The following is an 11,382-nucleotide window of genomic DNA, read 5'->3' as shown; positions in this document are numbered from 1 at the left end:
CCTCCGGCTCCGCCGGGAGGAACCGGCTCAGCGGGCCGCGGTGCCCTCGGTGTAGTCGTCGTCGGTGTCCTTGAGCCACGCGAACATCTTGCGGAGCTCGCGACCGGTGGTCTCGATCGGGTGCTGTTCCTCCTTCGCGCGGAGCTCCTTGAACTCCGGGGCACCGTTCTTCTGGTCGTCCATGAAGCGCTGTGCGAACGCACCGTTCTGGATGTCCGCGAGGACGGCCTTCATGTTCTCCTTGACGTCCGGCGTGATGACGCGCGGACCGGAGACGTAGTCGCCGTACTCGGCGGTGTCGGAGATCGACCAGCGCTGCTTCGCGATGCCGCCCTCGACCATGAGGTCGACGATGAGCTTGAGCTCGTGGAGCACCTCGAAGTACGCGATCTCCGGCTGGTAGCCGGCCTCGGTGAGGACCTCGAAGCCGTACTGGACGAGGTGGGAGACGCCACCGCAGAGGACGGTCTGCTCGCCGAAGAGGTCGGTCTCCGTCTCCTCGGTGAACGTCGTCCTGATACCACCTGCACGGAGACCGCCGATGGCCTTCGCGTAGGAGAGCGCGAGGTCGAAGGCGGAACCGGAGGCGTCGACCTCGACGGCGACGAGGACCGGCACACCGCGGCCGTCGACGTACTCACGACGGACGACGTGACCGGGGCCCTTGGGAGCGATCATGAAGACGTCGACACCCTCGGGAGCGGTGATGTACCCGAAGCGGATGTTGAAGCCGTGCGCGAAGGCGAGCGCATTGCCCGGTTCGAGGTTCGGCTTGATCTCGGACTCGTAGATCTCGGCCTGCACCTGGTCGGGGGCGAGGATCATGACGACGTCGGCCCACGCGGAGACCTCGGCCGGGGTGCCGACCTCGAGGCCCTGCGCGGTGGCCTTGTCACGGGACTTCGATCCCTCGGCGAGGCCGATGCGGACGTCCACGCCGGAATCGCGGAGGGACAGCGAGTGGGCGTGACCCTGGGAACCGAAGCCGATGACGGCGACCTTCTTGCCCTGGATGAGGGTGAGGTCGGCGGCGTCGTCGTAGTAGCGCTCTGCCATGGCAGTTACTCCTTGGAGGGGGTGGGGGTGATGCTTGCTGATGGGTGGTCGGTGGTGTGCTGGGTGCGCCCGGCAGGGGCGTCAGCGGAACGCCTTGTCCGTCATGGACTTCGCTCCGCGTCCGATCGCGAGGGTGCCGGACTGCACGATCTCCTTGATTCCGAAGGGTTCGAGGACGAGGCGCAACGCGTCGAGCTTCGACTGCTCGCCGGTGGCCTCGATGGAGACCGCATCCGCCGCCACGTCCACGATGTGCGCGCGGAACATGTCGACGGTCGCATTGAGTTGTGCTCGGTTCTGGGCGTCGACCCTGACCTTGAAGATCATGTGCGCCCGGCGGACGGACGCCTCGGGTTCGAGTTCCACGATCTTGATGACGTTGACGAGCTTGTTGAGCTGTTTCGTCACCTGCTCCAACGGTACGTCCTCGACGTCGACGACGACGGTGATCCGTGAGAGCCCTTCGCACTCCGTGGTTCCCACGGCGAGCGAGTGGATGTTGAAGCCGCGCCTGGCGATGAGGCCGGCGAAGCGGGCGAGGACGCCCGGCTTGTCCTCGACGAGGACGGACAGGGTGTGCAGGTTGCTGACGGTCATCGATCCAGTCCTTCCTCGTCCTCTTCCCCGGCGAAGTCGGGCCGGAGGTCCCGTGCGTACTGGATCTCGTCGTTGCTCACGCCGGCGGAGACCATCGGCCACACCATGGTGTCCGCGGGCACCGTGAAGTCGATGACGACCGGGCGGTCGTTCGTCTCCAGAGCGGTCCGGATCGCCTCGTCGACGTCGGCGTTCGACTCGACGCGCAGACCGAGCGCGCCGTACGCCTCGGCGAGCTTGACGAAGTCGGGCACACGGACGGTCTCGTGTCCGGTGTTGAGGTCGGAGTTCGAGTAGCGACCGGCGTAGAAGAGGGTCTGCCACTGCCGCACCATGCCGAGCGAGGAGTTGTTGATGATCGCGACCTTGATCGGGATGTGGTTGATGACGCAGGTCGCGAGTTCCTGGTTCGTCATCTGGAAGCATCCGTCGCCGTCGATCGCCCACACGACACGGTCCGGTTCTCCGACCTTCGCGCCCATGGCGGCCGGCACCGAGTAGCCCATCGTGCCGGCGCCGCCGGAGTTGAGCCAGGAGCGGGGACGTTCGAAGGAGATGAACTGGCTCGCCCACATCTGGTGCTGGCCGACACCCGCGGCGTACACGGCCTCCGGCCCGGTGAGTTCGGAGATCCGCTTGATGACGTACTGCGGGTCGCACAGACCGGTGTCCGTGTGCTCGTACCCGAGCGGGTACGTCTCGCGCCACTGCTCGACCTGGGTCCACCACTTCGGGCGGGACTGCTCGAAGGCCTCCGGCAGGTTCGAGCGGAACTCCTGGAAGAGGTCCTCGAGCACCTCGGCGGCGTCACCGACGATCGGCACGTCGACCTCACGGTTCTTCCCGATCTCCGCCGGGTCGATGTCCGCGTGGATGACCTTCGCATGCGGGGCGAAGGACGGCAGGTGCCCGGTCACACGGTCGTCGAAGCGGGCCCCGACGGCGATGAGCAGATCGGACTTCTGCATCGCCCCGACGGCGGACACGGAACCGTGCATACCCGGCATCCCGAGGTGCATGGGGTGGGAGTCGGGGAAGCTGCCGAGGCCCATGAGGGTCGTGACGACGGGGATCCGCAGAGCCTCCACGAGGCGGAGGAGTTCGGCCTCCGCGCGGGAGCGCACGACACCGCCGCCGATGTAGAACACCGGCCGCTTCGCCTGCGCGATGAGCCGTGTCGCCTCCCGGATCTGCTTGGCGTGCGGCTTGAGCACGGGGCGGTAGCCGGGCAGCTGCGGATCCGTCGGCCACACGAACGGTGCACTCGCCTGCTGGGCGTCCTTCGTCACGTCGACGAGCACGGGCCCGGGGCGTCCGGTCGAGGCGATGTGGTACGCGCTCATGATGGCCTGCGGAATCTCCTCCGCGGTCTTCACGAGGAAGCTGTGCTTCGTGATCGGCATCGTCATCCCGACGATGTCCGCCTCCTGGAAGGCGTCGGTCCCGAGGAGCTTCGAGCTCTGCTGGCCGGTGATCGCCAGGAGCGGCACGGAGTCCATGTGGGCGTCCGCGATGGGCGTGAGGAGGTTCGTCGCACCGGGCCCGGAGGTCGCCATGCACACGCCGACCCTCCCGGTCGCCGCCGCGTACCCCTCGGCCGCGTGGCCGGCACCCTGCTCGTGCCGGACGAGGATGTGCCGGATCCTCGTCGAGTCCATGAGCGGGTCGTAGGTCGGGAGGATGGTGCCACCGGGAAGCCCGAAGACCGTGTCGACGCCGAGGATCTCGAGGCTCCTCACGATCGCCTCGGCACCGGTGAGGACCTCCGGGCCCGTCGGCTGCGCTGCGGCGACGGTTCCGGGATGCGGTTGTGTGGTCTGCCCGACGGTCCCACCGGGGGTGGGCCGGACGGACGGGGCATTCGCTGCCACGACGACTCCTTCACTCTGCGCCGGTCGCACCCGCGAGTGCGCCAGCGCTCCTGCTCGAAATCCCGCTCCGTGGTCCGGATCCGGCCGGGTGCGGCCGGTTCCGGTCATGAAAAACGCCCCTCCGGTTCCGGTAGGGGCGCGCGGGACGTCGTCGTGCGACAGCTACGGGGTCTCCGCGCGCTGGGTAATGACGACGACAAGAAGCTTGTGCATGCCATCACTATACGCCCGCGCGTTTCCAACGTGTCAATTCGCGGGATGATCGTCCCGAATAGCGGGATTTGTGTCTCATGTCTCACATGATTCCGGCGGAGCATTGACGTCGCCCGATGCCGGACCGGGACGCGATCACGCCCTGCGTGCCGCGCGCAGCCGCGAGACCCGCTCGTCCTTCGACGCCTGGAAGTGCTCCCGGGTGAACTCGCGCGCCGAATCGACGTCCTGCGCGGAGACCGCGGCGAGGATGCGGGCGTGTTCCTCGAGCGCCTCGGCCCAGCGCGCGTCGTCCGTGAGGACCGAGGTGTCGGGTGCGTGCACGTGGTGGAGGAGGGTCCGCTCGAGGAGGTCCTCGAGCACCGGATGGTGCGCGGCCGCCCACAACGCCCGGTGGAACTCGAGATTCGCGAGGATCCGCTCCCGTGGATCCGGCAGACCGGAGTCCCGGTCCCGGGAGAGCAGATGCTCGAGGGCGATGAGGTCGTCGAGGCGACGGTTCCGGGCCGCATGGGCCACCGCCTCGACCTCGAGGAGGGCCCAGACGTCGAAGACGTCGAGGTGTGTGGCCGGATCGACGGAACGCACGAAGAGGCTGCGCCCCCGTCGGACCGCGAGGCCGTTCTGCTCGAGAGCCGTGAGGGCCTCGCGGACGGGGGTACGGGAGACGCCGAAGCGCTCGGCGAGCACGACCTCGCGCAGCGGGGATCCGGGCTCGAGGACCCCCGTGAAGATCTCCTGCCCGAGGATCTCCCGGATCGATTCGCGGTCGTGTTTCATCACGCCACCGAATCTACAGTGCCCGGTGGACGACCGGGACCCGGTGCCGGTCGCCGGGCGTTCACACGGGCGACATGTCGTGTCCGTGACGCCCAGTACTCTCGTTCTGTGCGTCCCCTCCTCCGTTTCTGGCCCGATATCCGGGCGAAGCTCCACATCTACGTGACGATCGTGATCCTCACGTTCCTCGCGAATGCGATCGCCCTGTTCGTCCCCTCGTTCATCGGTCGGATCGTCGACGGGCCCATCGCCGATCGCGACCTCGGCGCCCTGTGGTGGCCGCTCGCCGCCGTCCTCGTGATCGGTGTCGTCGAGGCCGTCGCCCTGTGGGGTCGCCGGATGATCGCCGCGCGCGTCGTCTCCCAGTGGGAGATCACGTGGCGGGCCCGGATCTACGACCGCCTCCAGTACCTCTCGATCGGCGTGCACGACTCCTGGGAGTCCGGGCAGCTCCTGTCCCGTGCCGTCCAGGACCTCTCGCAACTCCGCCGGTTCTTCGCGTTCGGCGCGCCCTTCATCATCTCGACGCCCTTCGTCATCCTCACCGGCATCGTCATGCTCACGGTGATGGAGCCGCTGTTCGGACTCGTCCTCGTGCTCATGGCCGTTCCCACATCGATCGGCATCGCGGTCTTCAACACGAAGTACCTGCTCCTCTCCCGCGACTCCCAGGACACGCAGGGGGTCATCTCGACCCAGGTCGAGGAGTCCGTCCAGGGGATCCGCATCATCAAGGCTTTCGGCCGGGCGCCCTGGGTCTCCGCCCGCTTCGACGCGATCTCCCGTGGACTCCGCCGGCTCGAGCTGAGGAAGGCGTACCTCGACTCCTGGCTGTGGTCGGGCACGATGACGCTGCCGCGCCTCGCGATGCTCGCGATCGTCGCGCTCGGGGCGTGGGGCATCATCGACGGGTGGACGACGCTGGGCACCGTCGTCGCGGCGGTCTCCCTCACGATGGTCGTGCGGATCCCCGTGGAGATGCTCGGATTCCTCCTGTCCGACGCCCTCATGTCCGCCACGGCGGCCGCGCGCTACTGGGAGGTCATGGACACCGAGAACGACATCACGGACGAAGGCGGCGACATCGACGACTCCCCCACTCCTCGGAGGTTCCGCGGCGAGCTCGAGTTCCGCGACGTGTCGTTCCGGTTCGCGGATGCGACCACCGACGCCCTCCACGGCGTGGACCTCCGGATCGGACCGGGACGGACCCTCGCCCTCGTGGGCACGACCGGGACCGGGAAGACCACACTCGCCTCCCTCGTCCCCCGGCTCCACGACGTCACCGGCGGTGCCATCACGATCGACGGCACCGATATCCGGGACCTTCCGGTGAACGAGGTCCGGCGCCTCGTGTCCGTGAGCTTCGAGGACCCCATCCTGTTCTCCGCCACGGTGCGGGAGAACGTCGTCATGGGAGCCCCCGGCTCCTCGGACGAGGAGGTGTGGCGGGCACTCGAGGTCGCGCAGGCCGCCGACTTCGTCCGGGCACTTCCCGCCGGGCTCGACACCGCGGTGGGCGAGCAGGGACTCTCCCTGTCCGGCGGACAGCGGCAACGACTCGCCCTCGGCCGAGCCGTCATCGGCCGGCCCCGCATCCTCGTCCTCGACGACCCGCTCTCCGCGGTCGACGTCGCCACCGAGGAACGCGTCCAGCGTGCACTGCGCGAGGTCCTCGCGGACTCGACGACGCTCGTCATCGCCCACCGTTCCTCGACGACGGCGCTCGCGGACGAGGTCGCCGTGCTCGACGGCGGCCGGATCGTCGCCCGCGGCACGCACGACGACCTCCTCGCCTCCTCACCTCTCTACCGGGAGCTCATGGGCGCCGAGGCGCTGCCCGCAGGGGTCGACGCCTCACCGCGGACCGACTCCCCCGCTTCCGATCCCCTTCCTTCTCCCGAGGTACCCCGATGACCGTTCCCGCCCTCGCGGACTCCCGGCACGACACCGACGAACTCCCATCGGACATCGCCCGGAAGGCCCGGCGGCTCCTCGGGTCCCTCGTGCGCCCGCGCCTCGGTCGCGTCGTGCTGTGCGCCGTCGTCTCGTTCATCGCGATCCTCGCCGCGGTCCTCGACCCGGTGTTCGTCGCCCGTGCCCTCGACCTCGGCCTGCCCCGGGCGATGGACGGGGACCCGACGGCCCTGTGGTGGGCGCTCACCGGGTTCCTCGCGGTGACGCTCATCGGCGGAGCAGGGACCTGGCTCAACATCCGACTCGTCGGGGGCCTCGCACAGGACATCATGTTCGAACTGCGCACCCGTCTGTTCCGCCACACCCAACGACTCGACCTCGGGTATCACGAGAGGTCGACCTCGGGGCGTCTCGTGTCCCGACAGACGTCCGACATGGAGTCGGTCCAGCAGTTCCTGTCGAACTCGATTCTCGACGCCATCGTGTCCGGCGGGCAGATGTTCTTCATCGCGATCACGCTGCTCGTCATGGACTGGAAGCTCGCGCTCGTCGTGTTCGCCGGATTCGTCCCACTCGTCTTCACCTCCCGCGCCGCTCAGCGCCGGCAGCGGGCGGCACACCGCCGCACCCGCACGTCGATCGCCCGGGTGATCGTCCACTTCGTCGAGACCATGGGCGGTATCCGCGCGGTCCAGGCGTTCCGGCGGCAGCCTGCGGGCCGGGAGACCCTGCGCAAGGAGGACGAACAGTATCGGGACGCGAACACGGATGCCCTGCGTGGGATCGCGTGGTTCTCGGGGTCGACCCGGCTCATCGGCAATGTCACGCAGACGCTCGTCATCGGCATCGGCGCGTGGTTCGTCATCGAGGACTGGACGCAGGTCGGCGTCCTCGCGGCGTTCGTCCTCTATCTCCGCCGGTTCTACGGGCCGCTCGACGAACTCGTCCAGACCTTCAACCTCTACCAGTCCGCGTCCGCGGCCCTCGAGAAGATCGCCGCCGTCCTCGACACCGACCCCGCGATCGACGATCCGCGCACGCCGGCCCGGTTGCCGGACAGGACGGCGTCCGAGGCATCCGGGGCAGCGGGCGCCGGTGCGCCGGGTCGTGCCCTCGACTTCGATCGCGTGCGGTTCTCCTACGGCGGGGACCGTGAGGTCCTCCCGGAGTTCTCCCTGCACATCCCGGCGGGGCAGACCGTCGCCCTCGTCGGCACGACCGGTGCCGGCAAGTCGACCCTCGTCAAACTCGTCACACGGTTCTACGACCCGAGCGCCGGCACCGTCTCCCTCGACGGCGTCGACCTCCGGGAGCTCACCGATGCCCGGCTGCGGGAATCCGTCGTCATGGTGACGCAGGAGTCGTTCCTCATGAGCGGCACGATCGCGGACAACATCCGCATCGGTCGCCCCGATGCGAGCGACGAGGAGGTGCAGGCCGCGGGGCGAGCGGTCGGCCTCGACCCCTATGTGTCCGCACTGCCCGAGGGCTACGACACGGACGTGAGGAAACGTGGTGGGCGCCTGAGCTCCGGTCAGCGGCAGCTCGTGTCCTTCGCTCGCGTGTTCCTCGCGGATCCGGACGTCGTCGTCCTCGACGAGGCGACCGCCCACCTCGACATCCCGAGCGAACGCCTCGTGCAGTCGGCGCTCGAGACCGTGCTCGCCGGGCGCACCGCGATCATCATCGCGCACCGTCTCTCCACGGTGGAGATCGCCGACCGCGTCCTCGTCATGGACGCCGGTCGCGTCGTCGAGGACGGCACCCCGAAGGATCTCATCGCCGGGACGGGTCGGTTCGCACGGCTCCACCGCGCCTGGCGCGACTCGCTCGTCTGAGCCTCCGCCGGAACCCGAGGAGCAGGCACACCGCGGATGCGCCCGCCGTGAGGGCTGCCGCGTGGACGAGACCCACCCACGCGGTGGGCGTCTCGCGCACCATTCCCCCGGTGGCCCGCCCGGTCGTCGGATCGATCCCGTCCCAGAGGACCATGGCGTCCCGGGTACGCAACACCTCGGCGACCCCGAGGAGTGCGGCACCCACGAGGAGGCAGAGAACCACGAGGAGGATCGGCGGCCGGACTGCGGTGCTCGCCCGCGCATCGGCCCGTGCCCAAGCACCCGTCCACACGGCGACTCCGAGCGCGGCAACCCCGGTCCCGAGGAGCGCGAGGGAACGCGGATCCGCCGGATCACGACGCACGGCGAACGGCGCGAGGCCGAAGGATCCTGCTGATCCCGCCCCGTCGACGGTGATGAGCACGGGCACACAGGCACCCGCGACGAGCAGCACCGTGAGCACGGCGAGGACCTGAGCGGTTACCCGCACCGGGCCGCGCGGGTTCTGTCTGTGGCCGTCCATGCACCCGAGTGTGGCACCGAGGGGACGATCGGGCGAGAGCACTCGGGGTTCCGCCCGTCGCCGCCTCGCCGTCACCACCTCGAATGTCAAAGATCCTTGACCACAGACGTCAAGGATGCTTAACATTGTGGATGTCAAAGAAAGTTGACACGGCACAGGCACGACGCCGTGTCCCGTCACCACCGACCCGCAGGAGCCCCGATGCCCGAACTCGACGTCGGACCCGTGGGGGTCAAGGACGCACGGAAGGCCGCCGGCCTCACCCAGGCGAATCTCGCCGAGGCGGTCGGCGTTTCCCGGCAGACGGTCATCTCGATCGAACGCGGCGACTACGCCCCGAGCGTGTACCTCGCACTCCGGATCGCCCACCGCCTCGGCACCACCGTCGAGCGCCTGTTCCCGCTCGACCGACCGTGCTCCCACCCCACCTCCGGCCCGCAGCACTGTTCCCCGGCGACGTCCCGCCCGAACTCCCAGGAGCCCTCATGAACACGCACCGCCACACCACCGACCACGCCGCCACCGGCCGCACCACCGCCGGCCGCACCGACCCCAACCGCCTCGCGAACCGCTTCGCCGGGATGAATGACCCCTCGATGGGCGACGAACGCGAACGCGAGGTCATCTACCGCGCCTACGTCTTCAGCAATGTCCTCGCCGCCGTCCTCTCCGGGATCGCCGCACTCGTCCTCGTCGCCACCGGCGCCGGGATCCTCTCCCTCGCACCCGTGATCGTCGTCGGCATTCCCGGGTGGGCCGCGATCGCCTACGCGGCCCGGGAGAACGTCGACCTGCCGACCCTCGCCTCGACGACGAGCCGGTCCCGGCGCATCGTCACGATCCTCGTGACGATCGCCTTCCTCGCCCTCTGGCTCGCGGGCTTGTTCTTCCATATGCAGCACGGCCACCCCTTCGTCCGGATCGACGTGACGGCCGACAGCGACGTCAGCACCTACCTCGGGATGGCGTGCGGCCTCGTCGTCGGGATCGGCGGCGTCGTCATCGCCTTCCGGATGCTCCGAGGCCGCCATCGCCGCCGTCTCGAGGAACTCGACGAGGACTGACGCGGGTTCCCGTCCACACAGCCACCCGTGGCAGTCTTGGGAGCATGACTCCTCCCCGCCCTCTCGTCCAGACCGTCCGCGCCGTCGCGAGCGTCGGTTCCGGTGTCCTCGCGTACACGCGCCCGTCCGACGTCCCCGATCGTTTCCGCGGTGCGCATCGACTCGTGTACTCGCTCGCGAGCGGCGGCGTGACCACCACTGTCGGAACGCCTGCGTTCACGGGGCGCGACGACAGTGACGACCTCCGCACGAACATCGGGTTCGGCCTCGCCTCCGCGGCCCTCACGTACGTGACCTACGGCCTGAGCTTCCGCCTCACCGAGGCGACCGACTCCTGGCTCGCCCGGCACGGCATGCCGAATCCGCGCCTCGGCAGCGCCCTCTTCACGACCGCGGTCATGTACGGGACGACCCTCCTCCTCGACACGGTCCCCGAGGATGCGGATGACGACGGCGAGGCGGCGGCGCCCGGGTACGTCCCGGCCCGCCCGGTCCGGGACTCCTGAACCGCGGTCCTGTTCCGGCGCCCCACCGCGCACCGCGTCTTCCCGGCAGCCCCGCCTCCACGACCGGTTCCGCCGAGAGCGCACCCGTGCGCAGAAACCCTTCGAGCGTCGTAGGGTTTCCCCTGGTCCAGCACCCCCGTACACGAAAGGTGGACACATGACCGTCCCCACTCTCACCCTCAACGACGGAAAGTCGATCCCCCAGCTCGGCTTCGGCGTCTTCAAGGTCGACCCGGCCGAGACCGAGCGCATCGTCCTCGACGCCCTCGAGGCCGGTTACCGCCACATCGACACCGCCGCGATCTACGGCAACGAGGAGGGTGTCGGCGCCGCCTTCGCGAAGTCCGGCGTCTCCCGCGACGAGCTCTTCATCACCACCAAGCTGTGGAACGACCGCCGCGGTGCGGAGGACACGAGGAAGGCGCTCGGCGAGAGCCTCGAGAAGCTCGGCCTCGACCACGTCGACCTCTACCTCATCCACTGGCCGACCCCGGCCAGTGACAAGGTGATCGAGACCTGGGAGACCTTCGGCGAGTTCCGCGAGCAGGGCCTCGCGACCTCGATCGGAGTGTCGAACTTCGACCACCGCTACCTCCCGGCGATCCTCGAGACCGGCATCGTCCCGGCCGTCGACCAGATCGAGCTGCACCCGCAGTTCCAGCAGGTCGAGTCCCTCGATCTCCTCGCGCAGAACGACATCAAGATCGAGGCCTGGGGCCCGCTCGGCCAGGGCAAGGTCGACTACGCGAACACCGTCATCGGTGAGATCGCGCAGTCCGTCGAGAAGTCCTGGGCACAGGTCGTCATCCGCTGGCACCTCCAGAAGGGCCACATCCTGTTCCCCAAGACGAACCGCAAGGAGCGCATGGTCGAGAACAAGAACGTCTTCGACTTCGAGCTCTCCGCCGAGCAGATGGCCGCGATCGACGCGCTCGAGGCCGGCGCCCGCGTGTCCGCCGACCCGGCCGAGGTCAACTGAACCGATCTCCCGTCCGCCCGGCTCCTGCCGGAGCCCGG

11 protein-coding genes are annotated in these 11,382 nt (G+C 68.9%); 6 read left to right on the top strand and 5 right to left on the bottom strand.

Annotated features, from left to right (window positions below):
• Nucleotides 1–27 precede the first annotated feature (27 nt).
• The 4 genes from ilvC to ABD172_RS12705 form a co-directional block, all read right to left on the bottom strand.
• Nucleotides 28–1,056 carry a ketol-acid reductoisomerase gene (gene ilvC, locus ABD172_RS12720; protein ID WP_344310182.1) on the bottom strand — a complete coding sequence of 343 codons (1,029 nt, stop codon included), beginning with the start codon at nucleotides 1,054–1,056 and terminating at the stop codon, nucleotides 28–30.
• Between the two features lie 81 nt (nucleotides 1,057–1,137).
• Nucleotides 1,138–1,653, bottom strand: a complete 516-nt coding sequence (gene ilvN, locus ABD172_RS12715; protein ID WP_344310180.1) for an acetolactate synthase small subunit — start codon at nucleotides 1,651–1,653, stop codon at nucleotides 1,138–1,140.
• A complete protein-coding gene (locus tag ABD172_RS12710; protein WP_425546686.1) occupies nucleotides 1,650–3,632 on the bottom strand; it encodes an acetolactate synthase large subunit in 1,983 nt (660 codons plus the stop codon). The genes ilvN and ABD172_RS12710 overlap by 4 nt, the downstream gene beginning before the upstream one ends.
• 240 nt (nucleotides 3,633–3,872) lie before the next feature.
• Nucleotides 3,873–4,517 (bottom strand): GntR family transcriptional regulator, encoded by a 645-nt coding sequence (locus ABD172_RS12705; protein ID WP_344310217.1) that lies wholly within the window; start codon nucleotides 4,515–4,517, stop codon nucleotides 3,873–3,875.
• Between the two features lie 108 nt (nucleotides 4,518–4,625).
• Here ABD172_RS12705 and ABD172_RS12700 point away from each other — a divergent pair, with 108 nt between their 5' ends.
• Both ABD172_RS12700 and ABD172_RS12695 read left to right on the top strand, forming a co-directional pair.
• Nucleotides 4,626–6,434 carry an ABC transporter ATP-binding protein gene (locus ABD172_RS12700; RefSeq protein WP_344310178.1) on the top strand — a complete coding sequence of 603 codons (1,809 nt, stop codon included), beginning with the start codon at nucleotides 4,626–4,628 and terminating at the stop codon, nucleotides 6,432–6,434.
• On the top strand, nucleotides 6,431–8,272 hold the full coding sequence (locus ABD172_RS12695; protein WP_344310176.1) for an ABC transporter ATP-binding protein: 1,842 nt from the start codon (nucleotides 6,431–6,433) through the stop codon (nucleotides 8,270–8,272). The genes ABD172_RS12700 and ABD172_RS12695 overlap by 4 nt, the downstream gene beginning before the upstream one ends.
• On the opposite strand, the gene ABD172_RS12690 is transcribed toward ABD172_RS12695, so the two are convergent.
• The gene (locus tag ABD172_RS12690) at nucleotides 8,211–8,795 is read right to left on the bottom strand and encodes a hypothetical protein (protein WP_344310174.1); all 585 of its coding nucleotides are present in this window, start codon (nucleotides 8,793–8,795) and stop codon (nucleotides 8,211–8,213) included. The genes ABD172_RS12695 and ABD172_RS12690 overlap by 62 nt on opposite strands.
• 201 nt (nucleotides 8,796–8,996) lie before the next feature.
• On the opposite strand from ABD172_RS12690, the gene ABD172_RS12685 reads away from it, so the two are divergent.
• The 4 genes from ABD172_RS12685 to ABD172_RS12670 all read left to right on the top strand — a co-directional run bounded on the left by ABD172_RS12685 (nucleotide 8,997) and on the right by ABD172_RS12670 (nucleotide 11,344).
• Entirely contained in the window at nucleotides 8,997–9,284 is a 288-nt protein-coding gene (locus tag ABD172_RS12685) for a helix-turn-helix transcriptional regulator (RefSeq protein ID WP_344310172.1), read from the top strand.
• The gene (locus tag ABD172_RS12680; protein WP_344310170.1) at nucleotides 9,281–9,859 is read left to right on the top strand and encodes a cytochrome c oxidase subunit II; all 579 of its coding nucleotides are present in this window, start codon (nucleotides 9,281–9,283) and stop codon (nucleotides 9,857–9,859) included. Before ABD172_RS12685 ends, ABD172_RS12680 begins: the two co-directional genes overlap by 4 nt.
• 44 nt (nucleotides 9,860–9,903) lie before the next feature.
• Nucleotides 9,904–10,365 carry a hypothetical protein gene (locus ABD172_RS12675; RefSeq protein ID WP_344310168.1) on the top strand — a complete coding sequence of 154 codons (462 nt, stop codon included), beginning with the start codon at nucleotides 9,904–9,906 and terminating at the stop codon, nucleotides 10,363–10,365.
• Between the two features lie 157 nt (nucleotides 10,366–10,522).
• Nucleotides 10,523–11,344, top strand: coding sequence for an aldo/keto reductase (locus ABD172_RS12670; protein ID WP_344310166.1), 822 nt, complete (start codon nucleotides 10,523–10,525; stop codon nucleotides 11,342–11,344).
• The last annotated feature ends 38 nt before the right edge of the window (nucleotides 11,345–11,382 follow it).

The sequence above is a fragment of the Brevibacterium samyangense genome (genome assembly GCF_039529845.1).
Lineage (GTDB): Bacteria > Actinomycetota > Actinomycetes > Actinomycetales > Brevibacteriaceae > Brevibacterium > Brevibacterium samyangense.
Note: the sequence above shows the minus strand (reverse complement) of the source record. Positions and strands in the feature narration are given on the sequence as shown.

What these genes read in the sequence shown, in the direction of transcription:
- ilvC (WP_344310182.1), bottom strand. Translation starts at nt 1,056, where the DNA reads ATGGCAGAGCGCTACTACGACGACGCCGCCGACCTCACCCTCATCCAG.
- ilvN (WP_344310180.1), bottom strand. Translation starts at nt 1,653, where the DNA reads ATGACCGTCAGCAACCTGCACACCCTGTCCGTCCTCGTCGAGGACAAG.
- ABD172_RS12710 (WP_425546686.1), bottom strand. Translation starts at nt 3,632, where the DNA reads ATGACCGGAACCGGCCGCACCCGGCCGGATCCGGACCACGGAGCGGGA.
- ABD172_RS12705 (WP_344310217.1), bottom strand. Translation starts at nt 4,517, where the DNA reads ATGAAACACGACCGCGAATCGATCCGGGAGATCCTCGGGCAGGAGATC.
- ABD172_RS12695 (WP_344310176.1), top strand. Translation starts at nt 6,431, where the DNA reads ATGACCGTTCCCGCCCTCGCGGACTCCCGGCACGACACCGACGAACTC.
- ABD172_RS12690 (WP_344310174.1), bottom strand. Translation starts at nt 8,795, where the DNA reads ATGGACGGCCACAGACAGAACCCGCGCGGCCCGGTGCGGGTAACCGCT.
- ABD172_RS12685 (WP_344310172.1), top strand. Translation starts at nt 8,997, where the DNA reads ATGCCCGAACTCGACGTCGGACCCGTGGGGGTCAAGGACGCACGGAAG.
- ABD172_RS12680 (WP_344310170.1), top strand. Translation starts at nt 9,281, where the DNA reads ATGAACACGCACCGCCACACCACCGACCACGCCGCCACCGGCCGCACC.
- ABD172_RS12675 (WP_344310168.1), top strand. Translation starts at nt 9,904, where the DNA reads ATGACTCCTCCCCGCCCTCTCGTCCAGACCGTCCGCGCCGTCGCGAGC.
- ABD172_RS12670 (WP_344310166.1), top strand. Translation starts at nt 10,523, where the DNA reads ATGACCGTCCCCACTCTCACCCTCAACGACGGAAAGTCGATCCCCCAG.